Source organism: Flavobacterium cerinum (genome assembly GCF_004028155.1).
Taxonomy (GTDB): domain Bacteria; phylum Bacteroidota; class Bacteroidia; order Flavobacteriales; family Flavobacteriaceae; genus Flavobacterium; species Flavobacterium cerinum.
Window position 1 is genome coordinate 63,273 of sequence record NZ_SBII01000010.1, and the last position, 22,730, is coordinate 86,002.

Here is a 22,730-nt window from a genome sequence, read left to right on the forward strand (position 1 = left end):
ATGATTAGGTAAGCATTCCGCCGTCTACATTCAGGGTTTGTCCTGTAATGTAAGCAGACATGTCTGATGCCAGGAAAACGCAGGCATTTGCCACATCTTCCGGAGTTCCTCCTCTTTTCAAAGGAATACTATCAGCCCATCCTTTTACAACGTCTTCACCTAATTTAGCAGTCATTTCTGTTTCAATAAAACCAGGAGCAATAGCATTACAACGAATGTTTCTTGAACCAAGCTCTAAAGCTACCGATTTTGTAAAGCCAATAACACCCGCTTTAGATGCTGCATAATTGGTTTGACCAGCATTACCTGAAACTCCTACCACAGAACTCATGTTGATGATAGAACCTTTACGCTGCTTAAGCATTGTTTTTTGGATCGCCTTAGTCATATTGAAAACCGACTTAAGGTTTACTTCTATTACTTTATCGAAATCTTCTTCAGAGATGCGCAGTAATAAATTATCTTTTGTGATACCGGCATTATTGATCAATATATCAACAGTACCAAAGGCAGCAACAACATCATCTACCAGTTTTTGTGCTTCGTTAAAATCTCCTGCGTTAGACTGGTATCCTTTAGCTTTAATACCGTAACCGTTAAGTTCTTCTTCAAGTGTTTTAGCTGCTTCTGCAGAAGCGCTGTATGTAAAAGCAACATTAGCACCATGCTGTGCAAATACTATAGCTATACCACGACCTATCCCTCTGCTTGCGCCGGTAATAATTGCCGTTTTTCCTTCTAATAATTTCATAGGTTTGTTCTATTTGTTTCTATACAAAGCCACAAATATAATAAAATGTTTGTGGTTTACTCCCGTTTTTTATGCTTCCTCTTTTTCAGGGAACATTACAGATGCTACTACCGATAATATCAGTACACCAGCTACTACGATCAATGAATGCAGTGACTCAATGTGGTATAATGGAGATATAACCATTTTTACACCTATGAATGCAAGAATTAATGCAAGACCGTATTTAAGTTTACTAAACAGGTGGATAAAGTTAGCCAGTAAGAAATATAAAGCTCTTAAACCTAAGATAGCAAATATGTTAGATGTATATAGAATAAACGGATCATCCGGAGCAATAGCAAATATTGCAGGGATAGAATCTACAGCAAAAAGAAGGTCGGTAAACTCAATTACACCTACAACTACCAATAAAGGAGTTGCTAATTTTTTACCGTTCTCTATTGTAAAGAATTTATCTCCGTCATAATTTTTACTTACGTTAAAAAATTTATTAACCACTTTAGCACCAGGGCTCTTGTTGAAGTCTTTTTCTGCATCATCATCGTCTTCTGCAAACCATGACTTGATACCTGCATAGATAAGGAAGATACCAAAAAGAGTAAGTACAACATTGATCTTAAGCGTGTAACCCATAATTACCATTTCAGGAAGGTAAGTAAGCTTGATAAGCCCAACTCCACTGAAGATAAATACAGCTCTAAGTACAAGGGCACCTATAATACCCCAAAATAATACTTTGTGATGGTTCTCTTTTGGAACATTAAAGAAACCAAATACAAGAATAAACACGAACAGGTTATCTACCGATAGGGCTTTTTCAATCCAGTAAGCCGACTGAAACTGGGAGAATTTCTCAATCCCCATGTAATAGTATATAACCCCACTGAAAATCATTGAAAGGCTAATCCATACCAACGACCAGGCTATAGCTTCTTTGTTGGTAACCGTATGGCTTTTTTTATTGAAAACACCAAGATCCAGCAATAGCATTATCACGACCACAATCGAGAATACAGCTATAATGCCGGGATGATTAATTAAGTTATCCATTATATATAGTATGTGTTTTTATTGTTAATGTGCCTGAAATGATAACAGGCTGTTTTAATATTACAAATATGATTTTACAATTCTCTGAATAGTTTGCCCTAAGAATACATCTTCTGTAGGATCACCTATCGCGCTAAATTTCCATTCTCCTTCACGTTTGTATAGTTTGCCCATAATAATAGACTGTTTACCTCTGTACTGTCCATCAGCAGCAACGTTATAAGATGCAAATTCAGAAACCACTTTTGTTGGTGTTCCTTCATACATCCTGATCTTTGCATATGGTATTTGAGAAAAGTCTTCTTTACCTGCATTATTAAGGAAAAAGAATATCTGTGATACATTAGCATTTATCCTGCTAAGGTCTACCGTGATAATCTCATTATCAAGTCCGTCATCACCTCCTGCATCGCCGGCAAGGTCATCACCGGAGTGTTTCATGGCTTTATCAGAAGTTTCCAGTTTTCCTTTTTGAAGTCCGAATTTCTGTAAAACTTCTAACTTGTACAGTGGAGAATACAAATGGTCGCAAATCTTGTTCTGGCTGTCTATAAGTACACAGCTCAAATCAAGATCAATATTTTGTACTTTTTTAGAAAGTCCTAAAAAGCCTTTACTTTCTATTGCACCCCAGTTCACACCTACACAAAAATTGGTTAGTGATTCGCCACTGGCTTTTTTAAGGTCAATTTTTTGCCCTTTTACTAAGTTAATTGCCATAATTATTAGTTGTATTTATTTAAAAAGTCCTGAAGTCCACCTTTCATCCCCGCTCCTACAGCTTCAAACTTCCATTCGTTATTTCTCTTGTAAATTCTACCGAATTCTACAGCTGTTTCTATAGAGAAATCTTCGTCTAGCTCATATTTTACAAGCTCGGTATTATTAGAACTATCAACAATTCTGATAAATGAGTTCCTTATCTGGCCAAAGTTCTGCCTTCTGGTATCTGCCTGATGAATTGTTACCACAAAACATATCTCGGCAGCATCCGGAGATATTTTAGAAAGGTCAACCATTATCTTTTCATCATCGCCATCTCCATCTCCTGTAAGATTATCTCCTGTGTGCACTACTGCTTCATCCGGAGATTTCAGGTTGTTGTAATAAACAAAATAGCTATCGTTAATGATCTTGCCGTTTGCACCAAGAATAAATATTGAAACGTCAAGATCAAACCCCTCGCCTGTATTGCTTGAATTTGTATCCCATCCAAGCCCTACATTAAATTTTGGAGCCGAAATATTTTGTCTTTGTCCTTTTTCTAAATTAATTGCCATTTTTTCTACTTTGAATTAATATTAATATTTAGCATTGCTCTTAAAATATTGGTCTGTTCGTCTACATTTTGCAGCTCGTCCAGAAAATCTACACCCGATATCTTTTCCAGATAACTGGCAAGCACCTCTTCCACATCTTTCGCTATAGAAGTTTTTACGGTGCCTAATTTTTCTTTCAACTGATCACTCTTTGCCTTAAGATCCATTATTATCCTGCTTTTATTGGACAGGTTCTTCGACAAATCTATCGTTTTACTATCTTCTTCATGAAGAAAATAAAATGACTTCTCACTGTTTATGAAAATAAATTTATCGTTAGAGTCTATAAAATCATAGACTTCAACAACATTGTTTTCATGCATCAATCCACAGGCAAATTTTATCCTGAAATTAAGTATATTAAGCCTGCCCAACAGTTTTCTTTCTATTGTAGCAAACTCATTACTGTAGGCGCTTTTTCTATCACTACTGGTAATTCTGGCAAAGTCTTCACCTGAAATTTCCCTGTAATACTCGGTACTCCTTTTTCCTGAAAATAAAACGATATCACCCCAACTAAATGGTGCTACTCCTCCTGCAGCCAGCATGTTATACAACTCCTGCAATTTAGCCGACATGGTTCTGGCGTGTTTCCTTGACTCATCGGTAAAATTTGCAGCGGCGGTTTCTGTTTCCAGTTTACGGCACAAGTCGTCATTGATATAAATTTCGTCAGATATCAGGAGGTATTGCTGTTCCTTCGCCTTTTTAAGCTTCTGGAACAGTTCGATCAGGGTGCTGGTGTATTGTACATGAAACAATTCCAGCTTATTAACATCAAGGTTTTTATTCTTTTCAAAAAGATTGTGAATAATTTTTGTGCGTATAAAAACCGCAAAAAGATCTTTATGGTTAAAAAAATTAGATAACATTTTTAAAACCAATAATTTCTTGTTGCTCTCCTGAATCACCTGAGCATATATTTCTTCCTGCTCTTCCGTCATTTACATTTATTGTCCGCGCTATTTTGCGGTTTTTAACTAATTACCCCTTTTTTAAGCTCTGCTTCAAGACTTTGCAGTCCGGCATCAAGTTCCCTTCTTGTCTGGGTACCCTGCTCATGGATCTGTTTCACTTCAGTAAGCGTATCGATAAGGGATTTTGTTGTCATTTTTAATGTTTCCAGCGATACAATGGTATTCTCGTTCTCTCTCGCTACTTCTATACTGTTTGTTTTCAGCATTTCTGCATTCTTCTGTAGTATAGTGTTTGTAGTCTCAGATACTTTTCGCTGTACTTCAATATTTTGTCTCTGTCTTTGTAGTGCTACTGCGAGTGTAAGCTGGTTTTTCCATACCGGCATTGTTGTGGTAAGGATAGACTGCGCTTTTTCTGCCAGTGACGTATTATTGTTCTGTACTACTCTTATTTGTGCTAATGACTGCAGTAATATAAAACGAACAACTTTCATATCGGCAAGCCTTTTGTCCAGCCTGTTTATAAAAGTTCTTTTGTCTGATATTTCATAATCCTGGTACTGAGACGCATTTGCTTCCATTTGGGCAAGCTCTTCGCTAAGCTCCGTGAAACGAAGCTGTCCGGCAACAATATACTTTTCCATCTCCTTGATAAGCTCCACATTACCATCAAACATAGTTTGAAGTGAGGTGTTGTCTTTTATCGAGTTGATCATACCAGCTTTTACCTTGTTGCTTATCCTGTCAACATTAGCAGTAATCTTGTCGTACTTCTGGAACAGTTGTTTTACATCAATAACCAGCTTTTTAAGCAATGGCACTTTTGACATAAATCTCTGGAAAGCATTTTTGTTCAGCTCATCAACATCGATATAATTTAGCTCAGCTAATAGATCGTTGATAAGTACACCTACTTCTCCACCCTGCTGTACCCTTACGTTAGAAAGGAACGTATCACTCTGCTTTGCAATAGTGTTTTGTATCTCTGCACCATAATTAAGTATCGAGTTTACATCCTTTTCATTAAGCTGGTTGGCTATAGGCCTGTATGTATTTGTAACTTCTGTGTCAGAAACATTGGCAAGGTTAACATTTCCTTCTTTGTCCATAGGACCGGAAATACCTGGCAGCGTTAATTCTTTATTTTCCATTTAATTAGGATTATAGGTGATTTTGCTGAATGGTAACAATTGTTTCTTCCAGCTTTTTATCTGCTGTAGGAGTTCCGATGGCATTGAATTTCCATTCGCCATTTCTTTTGTAGAATACACCAAGTATCATTGATACGCTGCCTGCAAAAGCTTTTTCGTTAGCAACATCATACTTAGCGAATACTTCGGTTACGCGTGTTGGAGTACCTTCATATATTCTGATCGATGCAAACGGGATGTCTTTAAAATCCTGACCGCGGAAACTATTTATAAAGAAAGCTACATAGTTTGCAGATGGCGAAAGCTGCGTGAAATCAAGTGTTATCACTTCATTATCAAGTCCGTCATCACCATTTAAATCTCCGGTAAGATCGTCACCGCTGTGTTTTATTGCCTGATCGTCAGATTTCAGTTTCCTGAAGCTAACGGTATCTATATTTCTTTTATTCTCGTCGTATACTGCGCAGCTTGCATCTAAGTCTACAGCTTCTTTTTTTGTACCGAAAAGACCTTTTTTCTCAAGGGCTCCCCAGTTAATGCCTACACAAATACTCTGAAGTTTAGAACCGTTGCTTTTCTCCAGATTGATACGTTGTCCTTTTTCTAAATTAATTGCCATTGCCTTGTCTTAGTTATATTTGTTTAAATAATCCTGTAAACCGCCTCTCATTCCGGCACCTACAGCTTCAAATTTCCACTCACCATTTCTTTTGTAAATCCTTCCGAATTCTACAGCAGTTTCTATAGAGAAATCTTCTTCGAGTTCATATTTTACAATTTCGGTATTGTTTGCTGCATCTACGATACGTACAAACGAATTTCTAACCTGTCCGAAGTTTTGTTTTCTTGCATCAGCATCGTGTATCGTTACTACGATACAGATCTCTGTAGCCCTTGGATCTATTTTAGAAAGGTCTACAATAATTTGTTCGTCATCGCCGTCGCCGTCTCCGGTTAGGTTGTCTCCGGTATGCTCAATTGCTTCGTCAGGTGATTTAAGATTATTATAAAATATAAAAAAATCGTCTGCAAGTAGTTTCTTGTTGTCACCCATAATAAATATTGACGCATCAAGATCAAACTGTGCTCCGGTTGCAGATGAGTTAGTATCCCATCCCAAGCCTATAGTAAACTTAGGTGCATTTAAGGTTTCACGTTGACCTTTCTGTAAATTGATAGCCATAATTTGTTGTTTTATTGGTTAAACTATTATTTATATAATCAAGATTCGTTATATACTCGTCTATTGTATGATAATTGTTGCTTAGCGCAAGATCAAACAATTGGTGTTTCAGCCTTGTAGGCACTGCAGCTACAAGTTTTAAAAAGTCTTTTTCTTCCAGTTTTAAAATGTACTTTACAATACGGGTATTAAAAGAAAAAGATACAGAGTTCACTATAGAAATAAGGCTATGTATGTCTTTAACATAGAAATAGTTATAGTAATTCTCGATATTAGGATGGATATCTTTATTGATCAGTTCGGCAAAGTATACAAAGGCAAATTCGCCTTCTACGTTGTACTCGTCCAGTATCTTTTTTACGATATGCTCGTGGCTCCCTGTAATTTTTATATCGTCTATAAAAAGGCACAGCTTACCGCTAATGTAGTTCCTGTCGATATAATAGGTATCGTTAGAGATCAGTTTTACTCTGTCGTTAAAATCAAGGCTGCCATAATCTGTAGTATAGGTTTGGTTCCTGTAAATCTTAGATTCTGCCAGTGCTTTTTTCTTATTGTCAAACAGGAATTTATTCATTCGCAGTTTAAAATAATGGCACAAGTAGTTTGAGGCCGTTGGTATTGACAGGTAAGGACTTGGCAGTATCACGATCTCATCATGCGACAGGATAAGTTCTTTATTGTTTTCAATAAAGCCTTCGAAAAGTTCATTTGCAAATTTCTCGGCATAGGAATTCTCACCAAATTTAAATTTGCTGTACTCAGATTCCGAAAAAGGGCAATCATTTTTGTCTGTAATTTTATACAGGCTGTAAGTTAAGTTCATTCAACTGGTTGTTAATAATTAGGTGGGCCTTGAACCCGAATCTTAATGCACCATCATAGTCAGATATCATGTTATCGCCAACATGCAGTATGTCCTGCTTAGCAATATCGCTTATCTCCAGTATCTTATCATAGGCATACTGGTACATCTCTGTTCCCGGCTTAGAAAACCCCGTTTCATCAGAATATGCCTGAAAGGTAAAATACCTGTCAAGCTCATAATGAGCAATTATCTTACGCAGTGAATGTCCTTTTATAAAAGCAGTGTTGCTTAATATATTCATGGTTATTCCTGCCTCGTGGAGTGACTTCAAAAAATCAGGTATTTTGTCTGAAAGAAGTATAGGCTTATACTCTAACAGCAAAGCTTCATTGAGGCTGTAAAATTCGTCTAAATGCTTACGCTCATAGCTATCAATATCTATACCGAATGCATCCATGATAAGATAATAAATCTCATAGGTGTCAAAGTTTTTTCCAACCTTCTCATTTATAGTATTGGTAAGTACATCGAACTTACGAATTAATAAAGCTACCTCATCGATAGGTTTATTAATTCCGAAGTAGTTCTTAAATAAAAGATTCCTTTTATTCTTGAATTCGGGGTTCGATCTGATCAGTGTAAGCCATAAATCAAATGATATGTGCTTGTATTTATATAATTCCGGTATCCGCTCCATCGTAAAAAAATAGCATATAAAATATAAATCCGGGTAAATATAATCTTTAATTTTTCTTAAAACAACATAAATTATCCCAACACGGGTCATAATTTAATATTTTAACTTTCAGATAATACCTGTTAAAAACAAAAAACCTAATGATACCGTTTTCTTATCTTTGTATATGACCATCCTATTACAAAGATTATAAACACTATACAAAAAATACTACAATATGAAATCACCAATACTTGGACTAAGAACCGTAGGTTACAAAGTAAGCGACATCAATAAAGCGAAAGAATGGTATACAGAAGCTTTTAAAACACGACCTTATTTTGACGAATCTTTTTATGTTGGTTTCAACATCGGTGGTTATGAACTGGGGCTCCAGCCAGATGAAGCTATTAAAGGCGATAATGTAGTTGTGTACTGGGGTGTGGAAGACATACAGACTGAATACAATAGATTTCTGAGCCTTGGCGCAACTGAGTATGAGGCTCCGCAAAATGTAGGAGGCGAAATTATTGTAGCTTCCATGAGAGATCCATGGAACAATATAATAGGGCTTATCTATAATCCTGAATTTAAATTACCTGTATAATGAAAATAAAACCACTCACCCATTTCACCAAAGATGGTAAAGAAATAATCATCCGCCAGGCGGAAGAACGCGACGCTACAAAACTTATAGATTTAAAAAAAGGCTATCTTAAGAACAGTACCAGTATTCCAATGTTAGTATCAGAATATAAGAACGACGAACAAATGGAAAAAGACCTGATACACCGTTTTATTTCTGAGCGCAACAGCCTTCTCCTTGTAGCCGAACATGATGATACTATAATAGGTAATATTGATATCATAGGTAGCCAACGCAAAAAGATGTTCCATACCGGCGTGGTAGGAATGGGAATTGCTAACGGCTGGCGTAATATGAGTATTGGCAGCTACCTTATGGAAGGTGCTTTAAAGTGGACGCTAAGCAGTTCCTATCTTTCGGTTATATGGCTTGAAGTATATAGTGATAATAAAGGAGGTATAAAGCTCTATGAGAAATTTGGTTTTGAACCCTGCGGTTTTATAAAAAACTTCTTTATGGAAGAAAATCCGGTAGATAAGATCACAATGGTAAAGTACCTGTAATATCTTACAACTCCTTCAATTCATGTTGTTTGTACTTATCTTTTAGGTAACCTTTAAAATTTCGTTACACGAAAGTTCCTTTTCACTGCAAATTAAGGGTTTATCTATTAAATTTTTCCTAATAAACGCTTGTAGAATCACGATAATTTGTAATTTCAACCTGTAATAAAAACGGAATTACTTAAAAGCCATGAAAAAAAATAAAAACCCTAAAAGTAAAAACGACATGAAACTTATTAACTTTTTCCTGGCAGCAGCTGCCGGATTCGGACTTGTAAAAATGTTTGGTTACATGACCGAAACAGAACTTAACGAAGAAATAGAAACTGACAACCATGACGAAGACGAATACCCTCTTTTTGTCTAATTGCAGCATCCATATTCAAATCCTCTAAGCACCTCTTCGGGTGCTATACCCTTTTGTTCCCGTTTCCCGTTTTTATACTGAATCTTTTCCTTTATTAAATCAATTCTTTTTTTACTTATAAATGCATTTACAGCTAGTAAACATACCAGGCTGTATCACTTGCTTATGTCTTAATTTAATTAACAAAACATACTGTTTTTCAGCTTATTAATTAATGAAAAGTTAAATCGGAAAACTTTAAGATATCCTTAGCAGATGACCCATTTTACAATGGCTACCTTAGTGATCTAATTAACGACAGACAGTAATTGTGCTGTCAAAAAACACCTAAGCATGGAAAATTCAAATCAAGATCAGGACCACAAAGAGGGGCACATTGAAAGAGCAAAATTAGAACGTACCACGCACAACCCGAATCCTGAAAGGGATAATACAGGAAACTGGGATGAAAAAGCACACCTGAGCAGAAACATTCAAAAAAACAACACTCAAAACGAACGGAGGAACTTAAATCCTGATCAGGAAAAGCGTACCGGAAGCGTGCTAAAAAATAAACAAAACACTCAAAAATAAGCAGATTTAAACTGGATCAAAAAAATAAATATTTACAATTCAATACATTATAACATTATGAGTAACAAAAAATTAATATTGGGAGTTGCAGCGGGAGTTGCTGCCCTGGCAGTAGTAGGAATTATTTTAAAAAGAAAAGGTCATTTAGACGGAATTATTGACAAAGCCGAAGAGCTTAGCGGTGACCTTGCAGATAAATATGCTACCGTTAAAGAATCTGCCCGCAAAAAATTTGATGAAGTAATTCAAAAAGGTGGTGAGATTGCTGATAAGATTAAAACGCATGCGGAAAATGCCGACGTAACAACCGGCAATAGACCTACAGTGTAAATTAGGCTCAAAATAATAATAAAAGGCATCTGTATATACCACAGGTGCCTTTTATTATTTAAATTTATAGTAAAACAATGGCTATGAGAACTTACCTAATATTAATTACTATAGTATTGAGTACTATAATAAGCTGCACTACGCAAAAAAACCTGCCTGGTACCACTAAAGACGGCAAGAGTATAGCGGCGAATGATACGGTGCGCATTGCAAATGACTCCCTTGAATATGAAGTAATAATTATTGATCCAGGTTTTACAGGCTGGTTGGCCTCAAGAGCGAAACAAAGAGGTTATTATGGACAATCTTATCTTGAAAACAAGAACAGATTATGGGTAATGGAATGGAATAACAGGGCACTCAATCCGCTGCGATATGGTGATATGTATTCTTTGGCAATTGACTACCAGCCTGCCATTAACTATGGCTATGAAGTAAATTATCTACTATACAATTACCTTGTTTATTTCCAGATATCAAACAGACAAAAACTAGCTGGTATAGTGCCGCAGTTTTAAAAACCAAATCTTTTAAAATAATGTCATCAATTCGCTACAAATTTAATTTGGAATTATTTTAAATAATAAAGTTAAAGGGTTGTTCTGCAATAGTAAAACTGGTATATTTGCGGCTTTATTAGCCACATGGAAAAACTAAAACAACGCTGGAACATTACAAGCAACTTTCAATTGGTTGTTATATTTATAGTATTTGCTATTACCGGTTCTACCTCTGCCTATTTGTCTAAACCCGTATTGGGATGGATGGGTCTTACAAAAGATGTGATCTCATTATGGCTGTATTATCCGCTATATATTATCCTGATATTCCCTATTTATCAGGTACTGCTTATATCCTTTGGGTTTATCTTCGGACAGTTCAAATTCTTCTGGGAATTCGAAAAGAAAATGCTTCGGTCTTTAGGGCTAGGTTTCCTGTTTAAATAATATAAAAAGTCCCGCTATTTGCGGGACTTTCAATTTAGTCTTTTAATTTCGACTTATAATTCTTTTTCAGTTTTGCCATTTTAGGCGCTATCACTGCCTGGCAATACGGCTGGTTACCGTTTAAGGCATAATAGTCCTGATGGTAATCTTCGGCCGGATAAAACATTGTGGCTTTGGATATTTTGGTCACTATCTTTTTCTCAAATATATTATGTTCGGCAAGCAGTTTTATAAAGCTCTCAGCATCTGCTTTCTGAGCCTCGGTAGTGTAAAATATCTCACTACGGTACTGCGTACCTACATCGGCGCCCTGCCTGTTTAATGTAGTAGGATCATGCGTAGCAAAAAAGATCTCTAAAAGGTCTTTATAGGCTACTTCATCCGGATTGAAAGTAATTTTGATGGCTTCAGCATGACCTGTATAACCACCGGACACCTCTTTGTAAGTTGGATTTTCGGTCGTTCCGCCAATATAGCCTGACACGACCTTCTCTACACCTTTTAAATCACTAAAAAACGCTTCAGTACACCAAAAGCAGCCTCCTGCAAATATGGCAGTTTCTGTTTTTTTATTATCCATGCTTAATTCTCCTTTGTTAGATTTTATAATTTCCTTATTAGGGCTTTCTTTAGACTGGCAAGAGAAGGAAACTACTGCCAATACTAGTGCAAATGCTTTTTTCATGATGGATTTCTCTAAAATTAATTGATATTGTATCGCTTCCCAAAGCCATTAACTAAACTTTACACTACTGTATACGAAATATTGTGCCAAAAAAGATTTATTATTTTTTAAAATGTTTGTTTCTTTGTGAAAACAGTACATAATGATACAGGCAGGGAACATACACAAATATTACGACAAGCTTCATGTTTTAAAAGGCGTAGACCTGCATATAAAAAAAGGAGAGATCGTTTCTATAGTAGGCGCATCGGGAGCGGGTAAAACCACGCTTTTGCAAATACTGGGCACGCTTGACAGACCAAGTAAAGAAACCGGAACGACACTTACTATTAATAATGAAGATATCCTTAATATGAAGGATAAGGCATTGTCTAAATTCCGTAATCAGCATTTGGGCTTTATCTTCCAGTTCCATCAATTACTTCCTGAATTTACAGCTTTAGAAAATGTGTGCATTCCTGCTTACATTGCAGGGAAGCCAAAAGCAGCCACAGAAGCTGAGGCAAAGCGTTTACTGGAATATCTTGGGTTATCGCACCGCATAGATCATAAACCGGGACAACTGTCCGGAGGTGAACAGCAGCGTGTAGCTGTTGCCAGAGCCCTGATCAATAAACCTGCTGTTATTTTTGCCGATGAACCATCAGGTAATTTAGATACTGCATCTGCCGAGAACCTACACCAATTGTTCTTTAAGCTTCGCGATGAAATGGGACAGACTTTTGTTATTGTTACTCATAACGAAGAACTGGCTAATATGGCCGACAGAAAACTGGTAATGAGTGACGGACAAATACTGTCTGAAATCTCAAATTTACCCCACAAACTTTAATTATACTACTGCTGCTTTGCAGTGTTACAACTACTTTTTTAATTTTGCAGCATGGAATTGATAATGAATGCAGATGAATTACGCTCGTTTCTGGACGAAAAAGTTATACAATATAATAACCCCGATTTTATAGATTCTGACCCGATACAGATACCGCACCTGTTCACTCAAAAGGAAGATATCGAGATTGCCGGATTCCTTGCCGCTACAATTGCGTGGGGAAACCGAAAGATGATCATTAACAATGCTAAAAAGATGATCGACCATATGGGTGGGAGTCCGTTTGACTTTATAATGAGTCATGAAGATCATCACCTCGAAAATCTTGAAACCTTTGTACACCGCACTTTTAACGGCGGTGACTTCACTACATTTATAAAAGCACTCCGTAATATCTACACTAATCACGGCGGACTCGAAGCTGTTTTTGCCAAACATCATCAGGGTGAAACCATGCAGAAAAGCATTCACGAGTTTAAAAAGGTATTTTTTGAAATAGAACACCAAAACCGTACACAAAAGCATGTATCCGACCCTTTAGCTGGTTCGGCAGCAAAGCGTATTAACATGTACCTAAGATGGATGGTGCGCGATGATAATACCGGTGTAGATCTAGGCATCTGGAAAACCATTTCGCCATCACTCCTCTCCTGCCCGCTTGATGTGCATTCCGGCAATGTAGCCCGAAAACTGGGACTGCTTACGCGAAAGCAAAACGATGCCAAAGCATTGCTTGAACTTGATACACAGCTGCGTTTAATGGATAAGAACGATCCGTCTAAATATGACTTTGCCTTATTTGGATTGGGTGTATTTGAAGGGTTTTAGAATTAATTACTTAATATGAATATCATCTCTAAAGAGCTTTACAACTATCATTACCGACCAGGTTATAAATCTAAAGAACTGTTAATTGAAATTTTTTCTGGTGTAGAGGACGAAAATTTCTTGTCCGATCTTTTTCAGGCTATTTCTAAACTTTCTATACGCATTAATGATATCCAAGATCTTTGGATGAATGATGAAGTTTTGCTTACGATTGAATCTAATATGGGAAACTTTATCCTTTCAAAGGATATTTGGGGGCTTTGTTTTATTATGTCAGAAAATAATCAGAAATGTATTTCTGAAATCAACAGATTGCTTGAACAAGATATTCAATTTCAAAAAATTGAAGTTGATTTTAAAAATTATTTATAACTTAGTTGATGCACCAGCTTTACTCCCATCGATATCTAGAAATATCTAAAAGAGTTCTTATAGCTCATGATTTCTAAAATTATACTATATTTAATTTTGGATTTAATACTCAAATTTTGGACACTATTATTAAAAATACCATTGATACCCTCAAAAATACAGAACACGGTTTTAAACATATAATTGAAGCCGGAGATATAGTAATGGGAGATGCTTCGCTTGATCATTTTGCTGAAGCTAAAGAGCTGTTGCAACATGAAAGTTATCAGGCAGGAATGTTGGGAACGTATATAATGGGCCAATTATCTCCCAAAGATAAATCGGCTCTTTTGTTTCTTCGGGATAATGTAAGCACCGATGGGAACTGGAGGGTACAGGAAATGCTTGCAAAGGCTTTTGATTACTATTGTTCTGCAATTGGCTATGAAAAGTCATTACAGGTCATAAAAGAATGGCTTTCTCATGAAAACCCTAATACAAAAAGAGCTGTCATTGAAGGGTTGCGCATCTGGACGAGCCGTCCCTATTTTAAAGAGAATCCACAAACAGCGGTTGTTTTAATTAGCAAACATAAAGACGATGCTAGCGAATACCTTAGAAAATCAGTAGGCAACGCTTTGCGGGACATCCATAAAAAACATAAAGAAATTGTTGACGAAGAATTAGCACAATGGAATCTTCAGAATAAAAATACGGCCTTTACTTATAAACTGGTAATGAAAAACAGTTAAGAGTATAACAATTTTACCCTCTCAATATCTAAAGGTTTTTCTTTAGAAACTTCTAAAAAATACTCCAATTGCCATTTTTGGGTCTTCCGTGCTTGGGCACTCTCGGTAATATCCCAGGAGGGATATACCCTGATAGCTCTTTTCCCTTCTTTGACATGGGTAAACACGCCTTGTTTGACAAGTACTGCTTTGGGGAAAACAAATTGTCCGTAATGATCATCCTTTTGAACACTTATGACTACCAGATCAATTTCGTCTGAGGCATCAAATGGCATTATAGACCCCTTGCCTATTCTTTTCCATAGCGTCACAAACTGACCATTTTTTGTCGGGGTAATTTTAGCCGACCTGAATCGTATTTTTAAATTGTTAAGCTCAAAAGTACAGGCATTGTATTCTGAACTCTCAATTTCCGGAACGGCATTTTCAAAATTAAATCTGCAAGGATCATAAATGTATTTTTTGGAGATAAAAGGTTCAGAAATATTTGTATCCATAATAGCGTTTTTTCGATCTTAAAAATTAATGTTCCACACGTTCCACATCAAAATGTACCAAAAGTGGATCATTAATCCATAAACAACTGATATTAGTGATTTTGATTAAAACAATTATTCCACTCTCTGAATATGCAGAAAGTGGAATATTATATGTGATTCTATTATAAGAAAATGTTTAAATTTTCAGCAGGTTCAGTTTACTGTTTTTTCTACTGAATCCGAAATAAATTGAAAGTCCGATTAGCAGCCAGATGGAGAAATAAATCCAGTTCCAAACACTAAGCTGTGCCATCATATACAAACAGCAGATAAGTCCTAATAGTGGGATAAGTGACAGATTTTGACGGTAAGTCCAAACAGAAATAAATATCAGCGATATAAAGAAGATATACATTGGCAGTTTGTGCTTAAAGAGGTCGAAACCGCTTTCATACTTAATATTCTCAGCTATCGGAAGAGAATCTACTATAGCAGGATACTGATCGGTCTTATCATGATAATAGCTCAGTATGTGCTCCAAATCCTGAGAACCAGTAGTAACATTATTGGCATCATTCTTAAGCAGGTGCTCATAGATCTCTTTAGCTTCTTTTTCATTAAGTGAAGTAACTATGGTTGACGGACTGTTCATTTCTTTCTCGTTGGTCAGGAAAGCCATAGTGTTTTCTTTATTATAAGTAAATGATATTATAAGCCCGATAACAAGTGCCACAGGCATGATATACTTAGCATTTACATAAGGCGTTTTGAATTTCCCTCTTGGAATATTTGGTTTGTTTTGGAGTACCAATACACCTGCACAAACCAATACAAATGCAAATAAAGTACCGATGCTGCAAAGATCGGTTACTATAGTAAGATTAAGGAATAATGCTGGAATAGCTACTACAAAACCGGTAACTATCGTTGCATAAGAAGGTGTTTTGAATTTAGGATGTACCTTAGAAAAACGCTTTGGTAATAGGCCGTCACGGCTCATACTCATCCAGATACGGGGCTGCCCCATCTGGAACACAAGCAGTACGCTCGCCATAGCAATTACAGCACTTACAGCAATGATACCCGACATCCATTTAAGGTCAAGTCGTTCAAAGACAAAGGCCAATGGATCACCCACACTCAATTCGGTATAGCTTACCATACCTGTAAGTACTAATGCTATAAGAATATAAAGAACAGTACATATTATGATTGCCCACATCATACCTCTCGGTAAATCGCGTTGTGGGTTCTTGCATTCTTCGGCAGTTGTAGAGATCGCATCAAAACCTATATAAGCAAAGAATACCGCCGATACTCCTTTAAGTACGCCACTTGCACCATTAGGAGCAAACGGATCCCAGTTGGCAGTATCTACATAAAATACACCTACAGCGATAACTAACAGAATAATACATAGTTTTACCACAACCATAAGGTTACTGGCATTACGCGATTCTTTCATGCCTCGGTAAACTAAGGCAGTAATTAAGATAATGATTAAAAGAGCTGGTAAATCGGCAACAAGGTGAAGTGAGCCTATGGTTGGCGATGTTGTATAAGCAGTATAAGCTGCCTGTAAACCCGCATTTAGGTTTTCAAAAGTCTTTCCACCCTGCATTAGCGCTACCGCTTCATGATAGCCGTTTGAAGCTGTAAGGTAATCCATTTGTATCCATTGAGGGAGGTGTATGCCGCCGCTGGAGAGGAGCCCCGTAAAATAATCACTCCACGAAATAGCTACTGTAACGTTACCAATGGCATATTCCATAATCAGTGCCCAGCCTATCATCCAAGCAATTATTTCACCAAAAGCAACATAAGAATAGGTATATGCACTACCTGAAACCGGTACCATAGAAGCAAATTCGGCATAAGCAAAAGCTGCAAAGCCACAGGCAAGGGCTGTAAAAAGAAAGAGGAAAATCACTGCAGGACCGCCATCTGAACTGGCTTTACCAATAGTACTAAATATACCGGCACCTATAATTGCCGCAATTCCAAAGGCTGCAAGGTCCTTAACGGTTAGGTATCTTCCTAATGACTGCTGGCTGTGTTCATTGCTTTCAACCTGGTCTAATATGTCCTGAACCTTCTTTTTTCTGAATAAATCTTTTAACGCCATTGAATTGGATTTAGCTGCACTTAGATGCAACTAACAAATATAAAAACTTAATCTAAAAAAAGTGCCACTTATTTGCATAATTCATAATTTTTCCTTAAATTATTTCTATAGGATTTTTCTATGAACATATAAGGAAATGTGATTAATGTTATAACACGAGAAGGCTTATTTTCTCTATTTTTGCTCAGTAAAAATTAATAATCACTTAAAATTAACACATATGTCATTAGTAGGAAAAAAATTCCCAAACCTAGCAGTTGATGCAATTTCAGAAATGGGCGATAACCTAAAAATTAACATTTTCGAAGAAGCGGTAAACAACAATAAAAAAGTACTATTATTTTGGTATCCAAAAGATTTCACTTTCGTTTGCCCTACAGAACTTCATGCTTTCCAAGCTGCTTTAGGTGAATTCGAAAAAAGAAATACAATTGTAATAGGTGCATCTTGTGATACTAATGAAGTTCACTTTGCGTGGCTTAACACTCCAAAAGATAACGGTGGTATAGAAGGTGTTACTTACCCAATTCTTGCAGATACTAACAGAAACCTTGCTAACATTCTTGGTATCCTTGACATCGAGTCTTCTGAGTACAATGACGAGACTGACTCTGTTGTATTAACAGGATCTAACGTAACATACAGAGCTACTTACCTTGTAGACGAAACAGGAAAAATTTTCCATGAAAGTGTTAACGATATGCCACTAGGCCGTAACGTAAACGAATACCTAAGATTAATTGATGCTTACACTCACGTACAGGTTAAAGGTGAAGTATGCCCGGCAAACTGGGAAGAAGGAAAAGAAGCTATGACTGCTGACCGTACTGGTGTTGCATCATACCTTGCTTCTAATTAATTAATATAAAAATCCCCCAATTTATTATGTTACAAGAACTTGAAAAAGATAATTTAGCAGAAATCGTAGCCGGTACCCCAACTGTTGTAGTACAATACTCGGCAGGATGGTGCGGTAACTGCAGAATAATGAAGCCAAAATTTAAAAAAATGGCTGCTGAGAATGAAAATGTAACATTTGTTATTGCCGATGCCGAAAATTTCCCTGAATCAAGGAAACTGGCTAACGTAGATAACCTGCCAACATTTGCTACTTTTAAAAATGGAGCACTTGTAAACCAGGTACAAACAAATAAAGTAGAAATTTTAACCGATTTAGTCAATGAAGTTACCAGTAATTAAGCATTTAACTCAATTTATTGAGGATAATGACCAGGACTATGTTATAGAAACCCTTGAGGTACTGGAAGCATTAACCGAAGTTCCGTCGCTTAAAGACGAAGAGCTTGACGTTATTGGCGAACTGATCTCTAACATGTATGGCGCGCTTGAGGTAAACAAAATGATAAAAGACGGCATGGATAAAAAAGAAGCTCTAAACAGTTTTATGAAACGTGTCCTTGGCGCAATAGACAAAAATTAGGTTCTATATTTACATACACAGAAACGCTTCCGGAAACGGGAGCGTTTTTTATTTAATTTTACATCCAAATTGAAAGATACTATGCGCCTTTATATAAAAAACATGGTTTGTCCCCGCTGCATCACGGCTGTACGCAATGAACTGGAACAAATGAAAATTGACACTGTATCAATAGAACTCGGCGAAGTAGAAATTGCAAGCGAACTTAGCCATGAAGAAACCCAGCAACTGGACCATTCGTTAAAAAAATTGGGCTTTGAGCTGATAGGCGATCGAAAAAGCAGGATGATCGAGCAGATAAAGAATGAAATTGTATATCTGGTACATCATTCAGACGAAGCGCTTACCACTAATCTATCTACCTGGCTTGCCGATAAACTGCATTACGACTACACTTATCTAAGTAATCTTTTCTCTGAAGTTGAAGGAACAACAATAGAAAAATATTATATCACACAGCGAATAGAAAAGGTTAAGGAACTCTTGGTTTATGATGAGCTGTCATTATCTGAAATCGCAGATGCTCTTGGCTACAGCAGTACAGCCTACCTATCCAGCCAGTTTAAAAAAGTAACCGGCCTCACTCCTACTTTTTACAAATCCATAAAAGAAACCAAACGCAAAAACATTGACGAACTGTAAATGTTAATAGCAATTCCAAAAATAACATAAGGGGCAACCAAGGTATAATGCAGAACTTTGTAATGTAAATAAACGCAAACTTTCAATTAACCGGATACAGATAATTCTGTACAACTAAACCTCTAATAAAATGACACATACGTATCATATTACCGAGATGACCTGCGCAGGATGTTCTGCCAAAGTAAGCCACTTATTAAAACGAATCCCGGATGTAACCAGTGTTAGCATTGATCTTGGAACCGGTGATGCAACCATTACAATGGTAAACCATGTTGCTACTTCTACACTACAGGAAGCTTTAAAAGAACACCCTAAATACAAGCTTACAGAAAAAATGGTAAAATCTGTAAATATATTTGCAGAGCAGGTTGAAGAGAAGAAAAGCTGGGCAGCTACTTACAAGCCTATTCTTTTAATTTTTGGATACATAACTGCCATATCTTTAATTGTTTCTTTGTGGGGTAACGGCTTTAGTGGAATGATGTTTATGCAGGTTTTCATGGCAGGTTTTTTTCTCATTTTTTCGTTCTTTAAAATGCTCGATCTTAAAGGTTTTGCAAATAGTTATGCCATGTATGATATTGTGGCTAAGAAGTTTAAAAGCTGGGGATACATCTATGCATTCCTTGAACTTGGATTAGGATTAGCTTTTGCACTAGGTATTTTTCCATTGTTTGTTAATGCATTTACAGCTGTATTAATGTCGGTAAGTCTAATTGGTGTACTTCAAAGTGTGATGACTAAAAAGAAAATACAGTGTGCCTGTCTTGGCGCGGTGTTTAACCTGCCAATGAGTACAGTAACCATTATAGAAGACGGACTTATGATTGCCATGAGTGTAGCTATGCTGTTTATGTACCTATAAAATCCCTATTATTGGGGATTTTATACTCAAAAAAAACGTATTAATTTTATCTAAGAAACAAATTAATACGCCATGAAAAAAATCAAAATACATTTATTGCTTATTGCAACTATACTTTCTGTAACTATTTCATGTTCAAAGGATGATGATAGTAAACCTACATCAACTCCAAATGAAATTATCTTACATGACAATGTTAAGATTGTAGATAAAAACACAATGGAACTTGACTCTAATCCTGAATTAATTAATGCAGGTATATATCAGTTTGTAATTACCGGCGATACGCCGGTAATTGGCATTGGAGATATTATAATTGGAGACCAGGGAGAAGGTTTTTTAAGAAAAGTGACTGCGGTAACTACAACTGCAAATAAAATTACTTTACAGACGACAGATGCAGACATGACAGACGTTTTTAAAGATGGAGCATTTAATTTTTCTATGGATATGGATGGCATGGAGCAGAAAAAAAATGCAGAAAATTTTAAACACTCTTTTAGTGCTCAGGCATTATATAAAGAAGGCGCGCTGAGTATCGTTTTAGATAATGGTGAAGTAGAACTCGATCCAAATTGGACTTTTGACTTTGAATTTTCATCAACAGGTGTTGAAAAGTTTGAAATGAGTGCTCAAAATGCTGTCTTAAACGGACAATTTAAAGCTACAGTTACTGCTTCACAAGCTACAACTTTAGGACAGCACTCCTCATCTCTACTAAATAGTCCATACAAAAAAAGTTTCACTAAGTATGTTCCCGCAACATTGCTGGGATTACCTATACTAGTTCCGGTTACTATTACTGTAGAAATAGATTTAATCGCAGATTACTCTGTTCAGGTGAGTGCTGCTGTTTCAAGATCCGCTACGTTTACAAGCAATAATACATTCACACTTGGTATAAAATATGACAATAACCAATGGAATGGTACTAATAGTTTTTCCCCTAATAATACCTTTATATTAAATAATTCTTCAGGGAATGCAAATTTAAATTTAGATCTGGCTCTTACTCCTAAAATAAGTGCAAAATTATACGGTATTGTAGGTCCTTATGCTTCAGTTTCATTAAAAGAGCAATTAACTGCAGCAGTAAAATTACCCGAAATAAATTGGGATTTTAAAGCAGACATTTGGTTGAAATCAACAATAGGAATTGAAGCAGGGATAAAAATACTTGATAAAGAATTAACAACTGACTATAGCCACAGTTGGGAAACACCAAAACTATCCTACCATACCCCCTACAAAATTTCAGCTATCTCAGGTAATAACCAGCTAGGTTCAACTGGAGTGCCTTTAGCAGATCCAATAGTTGTAAAAGTAGTTGATGAACTTGAGCATCCCCAATCTGGTGTGAATGTCTATTTTTCCATTGTACATGGAGGAGGCTCTGTTAACACACAAACTGTAATAACCGATGATCAAGGTATTGCAAGTGTTATTTGGACACTTGGAAATCAAACCGAGAATGAACTTCATGTTAGTACTAAAAAAGCAGACGGCTCCAATATTCTGAATTCTCCCCTTGCTTTTTATGCTACAAATGGAGAAATAGATTTATCGGGGACATGGATAATGAATTTGAATTTACCAACAGGTGGGGTTTGTGATGAAGTATTAATTATGGATGAAAGTGATCAAAATCTAACCTTATCTTTTAATAACGATGGTACAATTACATTTTTAACCGACCCTTCGGGAGCAGGTCTAAATAGTAATGAATTTATCCAGGAATATGTACTTGAGGGACAGCAGCTAAACATTACAATTAACTATACAGATGGTATAGATAATTCAAGTATTACAATCCATTGCAATAATTTTAATTCAACAACTAAAACTTTTACAGGTACATATACTAATAACTGGGGGAATGGAGAGCCCCCATGTACAAATACAGTTGTAATTTTTAAGAATCCTTAATCCTAATGCCTGTAATCTTTTATAAATTCTTACTTTTGCTTTTTTAAAACAAAACAAAGAAAATGGCTGATATCACTTTAGGCGGGAATCCCGTAAAAACATCAGGCGAATTGCCAAAAACAGGCACAAAAGCGCCAGACTTTACTCTTGTTAAAACAGATCTTTCTACAGCATCTCTTGCTGATTTTAAAGGCAGCAAACTGGTTCTAAATATCTTTCCAAGCGTTGACACAGGAACATGTGCAGCATCTGTAAGACAGTTCAATCAAAAAGCCAGCACATTAGAGAATACAAAAGTTCTTTGCATTTCCCGCGATCTTCCATTTGCACAAAATCGTTTTTGTGGTGCAGAAGGTCTTGAAAACGTAATATCCCTATCTGACTTTAGAGACGGAAGCTTTGGCGAAAGCTATGGTTTAAATGTTACTAATGGTCCGTTACAAGGATTACACTCAAGAGTGGTTGTAGTTATAGATGAAGATGGCAACGTAAAATATACAGAGCAGGTAGCCGATATTAAAGACGAGCCTAATTATGATAATGCACTTGCAGCACTATAACATAATTTACTTATTTG

Annotated in this window: 31 protein-coding genes; 18 read left to right on the forward strand and 13 right to left on the reverse strand. The window is 36.4% G+C overall.

The window, feature by feature from the left end:
• Positions 1-4: 4 nt before the first annotated feature.
• From fabG to EPI11_RS13840, 10 genes are all read right to left on the reverse strand, one after another.
• Entirely contained in the window at positions 5-751 is a 747-nt protein-coding gene (fabG, locus tag EPI11_RS13795) for a 3-oxoacyl-[acyl-carrier-protein] reductase (protein WP_128390568.1), read from the reverse strand.
• A gap of 69 nt (positions 752-820) precedes the next feature.
• On the reverse strand, positions 821-1,804 hold the full coding sequence (locus EPI11_RS13800; RefSeq protein WP_128390569.1) for a TerC/Alx family metal homeostasis membrane protein: 984 nt from the start codon (positions 1,802-1,804) through the stop codon (positions 821-823).
• A gap of 60 nt (positions 1,805-1,864) precedes the next feature.
• Entirely contained in the window at positions 1,865-2,524 is a 660-nt protein-coding gene (locus EPI11_RS13805; RefSeq protein WP_128390570.1) for a TerD family protein, read from the reverse strand.
• A gap of 5 nt (positions 2,525-2,529) precedes the next feature.
• Positions 2,530-3,084: a TerD family protein gene (locus tag EPI11_RS13810; RefSeq protein ID WP_128390571.1), complete on the reverse strand. Its 555-nt coding sequence runs from the start codon at positions 3,082-3,084 to the stop codon at positions 2,530-2,532.
• A 5-nt stretch (positions 3,085-3,089) separates the two neighbouring features.
• Positions 3,090-4,067, reverse strand: a complete 978-nt coding sequence (locus EPI11_RS13815) for a hypothetical protein (RefSeq protein ID WP_128390572.1) — start codon at positions 4,065-4,067, stop codon at positions 3,090-3,092.
• Positions 4,068-4,099: 32 nt separating this feature from the next.
• Positions 4,100-5,191, reverse strand: coding sequence for a toxic anion resistance protein (locus EPI11_RS13820; RefSeq protein WP_128390573.1), 1,092 nt, complete (start codon positions 5,189-5,191; stop codon positions 4,100-4,102).
• A 10-nt stretch (positions 5,192-5,201) separates the two neighbouring features.
• Complete coding sequence (locus EPI11_RS13825; protein WP_128390574.1) at positions 5,202-5,810, reverse strand: TerD family protein; 609 nt, start codon at positions 5,808-5,810, stop codon at positions 5,202-5,204.
• A 9-nt stretch (positions 5,811-5,819) separates the two neighbouring features.
• Complete coding sequence (locus EPI11_RS13830) at positions 5,820-6,374, reverse strand: TerD family protein (protein WP_128390575.1); 555 nt, start codon at positions 6,372-6,374, stop codon at positions 5,820-5,822.
• Complete coding sequence (locus EPI11_RS13835; protein WP_128390576.1) at positions 6,343-7,200, reverse strand: phosphoribosyltransferase family protein; 858 nt, start codon at positions 7,198-7,200, stop codon at positions 6,343-6,345. The genes EPI11_RS13830 and EPI11_RS13835 overlap by 32 nt, the downstream gene beginning before the upstream one ends.
• The gene (locus EPI11_RS13840; RefSeq protein ID WP_128390577.1) at positions 7,175-7,879 is read right to left on the reverse strand and encodes an HAD family hydrolase; all 705 of its coding nucleotides are present in this window, start codon (positions 7,877-7,879) and stop codon (positions 7,175-7,177) included. The genes EPI11_RS13835 and EPI11_RS13840 overlap by 26 nt, the downstream gene beginning before the upstream one ends.
• A gap of 217 nt (positions 7,880-8,096) precedes the next feature.
• Here EPI11_RS13840 and EPI11_RS13845 point away from each other — a divergent pair, with 217 nt between their 5' ends.
• From EPI11_RS13845 to EPI11_RS13870, 7 genes are all read left to right on the forward strand, one after another.
• Entirely contained in the window at positions 8,097-8,465 is a 369-nt protein-coding gene (locus EPI11_RS13845; protein ID WP_128390578.1) for a VOC family protein, read from the forward strand.
• Positions 8,465-9,007, forward strand: a complete 543-nt coding sequence (locus EPI11_RS13850; protein WP_128390579.1) for a GNAT family N-acetyltransferase — start codon at positions 8,465-8,467, stop codon at positions 9,005-9,007. Before EPI11_RS13845 ends, EPI11_RS13850 begins: the two co-directional genes overlap by 1 nt.
• A gap of 190 nt (positions 9,008-9,197) precedes the next feature.
• Complete coding sequence (locus EPI11_RS19005) at positions 9,198-9,374, forward strand: hypothetical protein (protein WP_164879177.1); 177 nt, start codon at positions 9,198-9,200, stop codon at positions 9,372-9,374.
• A gap of 333 nt (positions 9,375-9,707) precedes the next feature.
• Positions 9,708-9,947 (forward strand): hypothetical protein, encoded by a 240-nt coding sequence (locus tag EPI11_RS13855; RefSeq protein ID WP_128390580.1) that lies wholly within the window; start codon positions 9,708-9,710, stop codon positions 9,945-9,947.
• A 57-nt stretch (positions 9,948-10,004) separates the two neighbouring features.
• Entirely contained in the window at positions 10,005-10,277 is a 273-nt protein-coding gene (locus tag EPI11_RS13860; RefSeq protein ID WP_128390581.1) for a hypothetical protein, read from the forward strand.
• Positions 10,278-10,360: 83 nt separating this feature from the next.
• Entirely contained in the window at positions 10,361-10,795 is a 435-nt protein-coding gene (locus EPI11_RS13865; protein ID WP_128390582.1) for a DUF6146 family protein, read from the forward strand.
• Between the two features lie 126 nt (positions 10,796-10,921).
• Positions 10,922-11,224 (forward strand): DUF6787 family protein, encoded by a 303-nt coding sequence (locus EPI11_RS13870; RefSeq protein WP_128390583.1) that lies wholly within the window; start codon positions 10,922-10,924, stop codon positions 11,222-11,224.
• Between the two features lie 34 nt (positions 11,225-11,258).
• On the opposite strand, the gene msrA is transcribed toward EPI11_RS13870, so the two are convergent.
• Positions 11,259-11,804 (reverse strand): peptide-methionine (S)-S-oxide reductase MsrA, encoded by a 546-nt coding sequence (msrA, locus tag EPI11_RS13875; protein ID WP_128390665.1) that lies wholly within the window; start codon positions 11,802-11,804, stop codon positions 11,259-11,261.
• 247 nt (positions 11,805-12,051) lie between these two features.
• Here msrA and EPI11_RS13880 point away from each other — a divergent pair, with 247 nt between their 5' ends.
• From EPI11_RS13880 to EPI11_RS13895, 4 genes are all read left to right on the forward strand, one after another.
• Positions 12,052-12,741 (forward strand): ABC transporter ATP-binding protein, encoded by a 690-nt coding sequence (locus EPI11_RS13880; protein WP_128390584.1) that lies wholly within the window; start codon positions 12,052-12,054, stop codon positions 12,739-12,741.
• A 63-nt stretch (positions 12,742-12,804) separates the two neighbouring features.
• Entirely contained in the window at positions 12,805-13,569 is a 765-nt protein-coding gene (locus tag EPI11_RS13885; protein ID WP_128390666.1) for a TIGR02757 family protein, read from the forward strand.
• Positions 13,570-13,584: 15 nt separating this feature from the next.
• A complete protein-coding gene (locus EPI11_RS13890) occupies positions 13,585-13,941 on the forward strand; it encodes a hypothetical protein (protein WP_128390585.1) in 357 nt (118 codons plus the stop codon).
• Between the two features lie 116 nt (positions 13,942-14,057).
• A complete protein-coding gene (locus EPI11_RS13895) occupies positions 14,058-14,672 on the forward strand; it encodes a DNA alkylation repair protein (protein WP_241657629.1) in 615 nt (204 codons plus the stop codon).
• Here EPI11_RS13895 and EPI11_RS13900 read toward each other — a convergent pair.
• Positions 14,669-15,169: a MepB family protein gene (locus tag EPI11_RS13900; RefSeq protein WP_128390586.1), complete on the reverse strand. Its 501-nt coding sequence runs from the start codon at positions 15,167-15,169 to the stop codon at positions 14,669-14,671. The two genes, EPI11_RS13895 and EPI11_RS13900, sit on opposite strands and share 4 nt — an antisense overlap.
• Positions 15,170-15,347: 178 nt before the next feature.
• Positions 15,348-17,276, reverse strand: coding sequence for an amino acid permease (locus tag EPI11_RS13905; RefSeq protein ID WP_128390587.1), 1,929 nt, complete (start codon positions 17,274-17,276; stop codon positions 15,348-15,350).
• Positions 17,277-17,496: 220 nt separating this feature from the next.
• Between EPI11_RS13905 and EPI11_RS13910 the strand changes: the two genes are divergently transcribed.
• The 7 genes from EPI11_RS13910 to tpx all read left to right on the forward strand — a co-directional run bounded on the left by EPI11_RS13910 (position 17,497) and on the right by tpx (position 22,713).
• Positions 17,497-18,135 (forward strand): peroxiredoxin, encoded by a 639-nt coding sequence (locus EPI11_RS13910; protein ID WP_128390588.1) that lies wholly within the window; start codon positions 17,497-17,499, stop codon positions 18,133-18,135.
• 26 nt (positions 18,136-18,161) lie between these two features.
• Positions 18,162-18,476, forward strand: coding sequence for a thioredoxin family protein (locus tag EPI11_RS13915; RefSeq protein WP_128390589.1), 315 nt, complete (start codon positions 18,162-18,164; stop codon positions 18,474-18,476).
• The gene (locus tag EPI11_RS13920; protein ID WP_128390590.1) at positions 18,457-18,717 is read left to right on the forward strand and encodes a DUF6952 family protein; all 261 of its coding nucleotides are present in this window, start codon (positions 18,457-18,459) and stop codon (positions 18,715-18,717) included. Before EPI11_RS13915 ends, EPI11_RS13920 begins: the two co-directional genes overlap by 20 nt.
• A gap of 81 nt (positions 18,718-18,798) precedes the next feature.
• A complete protein-coding gene (locus EPI11_RS13925) occupies positions 18,799-19,359 on the forward strand; it encodes a helix-turn-helix domain-containing protein (protein WP_128390591.1) in 561 nt (186 codons plus the stop codon).
• A gap of 130 nt (positions 19,360-19,489) precedes the next feature.
• On the forward strand, positions 19,490-20,227 hold the full coding sequence (locus tag EPI11_RS13930) for a heavy metal translocating P-type ATPase (protein ID WP_128390592.1): 738 nt from the start codon (positions 19,490-19,492) through the stop codon (positions 20,225-20,227).
• 72 nt (positions 20,228-20,299) lie between these two features.
• The gene (locus tag EPI11_RS13935) at positions 20,300-22,153 is read left to right on the forward strand and encodes an Ig-like domain-containing protein (RefSeq protein WP_128390593.1); all 1,854 of its coding nucleotides are present in this window, start codon (positions 20,300-20,302) and stop codon (positions 22,151-22,153) included.
• Between the two features lie 62 nt (positions 22,154-22,215).
• The gene (gene tpx / locus EPI11_RS13940; RefSeq protein ID WP_128390594.1) at positions 22,216-22,713 is read left to right on the forward strand and encodes a thiol peroxidase; all 498 of its coding nucleotides are present in this window, start codon (positions 22,216-22,218) and stop codon (positions 22,711-22,713) included.
• The last annotated feature ends 17 nt before the right edge of the window (positions 22,714-22,730 follow it).

Coding starts and splice junctions, on each gene's coding strand:
- fabG (WP_128390568.1), bottom strand. CDS start 751: ATGAAATTATTAGAAGGAAAAACGGCAATTATTACCGGCGCAAGCAGA.
- EPI11_RS13800 (WP_128390569.1), bottom strand. CDS start 1,804: ATGGATAACTTAATTAATCATCCCGGCATTATAGCTGTATTCTCGATT.
- EPI11_RS13805 (WP_128390570.1), bottom strand. CDS start 2,524: ATGGCAATTAACTTAGTAAAAGGGCAAAAAATTGACCTTAAAAAAGCC.
- EPI11_RS13810 (WP_128390571.1), bottom strand. CDS start 3,084: ATGGCAATTAATTTAGAAAAAGGACAAAGACAAAATATTTCGGCTCCA.
- EPI11_RS13815 (WP_128390572.1), bottom strand. CDS start 4,067: ATGACGGAAGAGCAGGAAGAAATATATGCTCAGGTGATTCAGGAGAGC.
- EPI11_RS13820 (WP_128390573.1), bottom strand. CDS start 5,191: ATGGAAAATAAAGAATTAACGCTGCCAGGTATTTCCGGTCCTATGGAC.
- EPI11_RS13825 (WP_128390574.1), bottom strand. CDS start 5,810: ATGGCAATTAATTTAGAAAAAGGACAACGTATCAATCTGGAGAAAAGC.
- EPI11_RS13830 (WP_128390575.1), bottom strand. CDS start 6,374: ATGGCTATCAATTTACAGAAAGGTCAACGTGAAACCTTAAATGCACCT.
- EPI11_RS13835 (WP_128390576.1), bottom strand. CDS start 7,200: ATGAACTTAACTTACAGCCTGTATAAAATTACAGACAAAAATGATTGC.
- EPI11_RS13840 (WP_128390577.1), bottom strand. CDS start 7,879: ATGGAGCGGATACCGGAATTATATAAATACAAGCACATATCATTTGAT.
- EPI11_RS13845 (WP_128390578.1), top strand. CDS start 8,097: ATGAAATCACCAATACTTGGACTAAGAACCGTAGGTTACAAAGTAAGC.
- EPI11_RS13850 (WP_128390579.1), top strand. CDS start 8,465: ATGAAAATAAAACCACTCACCCATTTCACCAAAGATGGTAAAGAAATA.
- EPI11_RS19005 (WP_164879177.1), top strand. CDS start 9,198: ATGAAAAAAAATAAAAACCCTAAAAGTAAAAACGACATGAAACTTATT.
- EPI11_RS13855 (WP_128390580.1), top strand. CDS start 9,708: ATGGAAAATTCAAATCAAGATCAGGACCACAAAGAGGGGCACATTGAA.
- EPI11_RS13860 (WP_128390581.1), top strand. CDS start 10,005: ATGAGTAACAAAAAATTAATATTGGGAGTTGCAGCGGGAGTTGCTGCC.
- EPI11_RS13865 (WP_128390582.1), top strand. CDS start 10,361: ATGAGAACTTACCTAATATTAATTACTATAGTATTGAGTACTATAATA.
- EPI11_RS13870 (WP_128390583.1), top strand. CDS start 10,922: ATGGAAAAACTAAAACAACGCTGGAACATTACAAGCAACTTTCAATTG.
- msrA (WP_128390665.1), bottom strand. CDS start 11,804: ATGGATAATAAAAAAACAGAAACTGCCATATTTGCAGGAGGCTGCTTT.
- EPI11_RS13880 (WP_128390584.1), top strand. CDS start 12,052: ATGATACAGGCAGGGAACATACACAAATATTACGACAAGCTTCATGTT.
- EPI11_RS13885 (WP_128390666.1), top strand. CDS start 12,805: ATGAATGCAGATGAATTACGCTCGTTTCTGGACGAAAAAGTTATACAA.
- EPI11_RS13890 (WP_128390585.1), top strand. CDS start 13,585: ATGAATATCATCTCTAAAGAGCTTTACAACTATCATTACCGACCAGGT.
- EPI11_RS13900 (WP_128390586.1), bottom strand. CDS start 15,169: ATGGATACAAATATTTCTGAACCTTTTATCTCCAAAAAATACATTTAT.
- EPI11_RS13905 (WP_128390587.1), bottom strand. CDS start 17,276: ATGGCGTTAAAAGATTTATTCAGAAAAAAGAAGGTTCAGGACATATTA.
- EPI11_RS13910 (WP_128390588.1), top strand. CDS start 17,497: ATGTCATTAGTAGGAAAAAAATTCCCAAACCTAGCAGTTGATGCAATT.
- EPI11_RS13915 (WP_128390589.1), top strand. CDS start 18,162: ATGTTACAAGAACTTGAAAAAGATAATTTAGCAGAAATCGTAGCCGGT.
- EPI11_RS13920 (WP_128390590.1), top strand. CDS start 18,457: ATGAAGTTACCAGTAATTAAGCATTTAACTCAATTTATTGAGGATAAT.
- EPI11_RS13925 (WP_128390591.1), top strand. CDS start 18,799: ATGCGCCTTTATATAAAAAACATGGTTTGTCCCCGCTGCATCACGGCT.
- EPI11_RS13930 (WP_128390592.1), top strand. CDS start 19,490: ATGACACATACGTATCATATTACCGAGATGACCTGCGCAGGATGTTCT.
- EPI11_RS13935 (WP_128390593.1), top strand. CDS start 20,300: ATGAAAAAAATCAAAATACATTTATTGCTTATTGCAACTATACTTTCT.
- tpx (WP_128390594.1), top strand. CDS start 22,216: ATGGCTGATATCACTTTAGGCGGGAATCCCGTAAAAACATCAGGCGAA.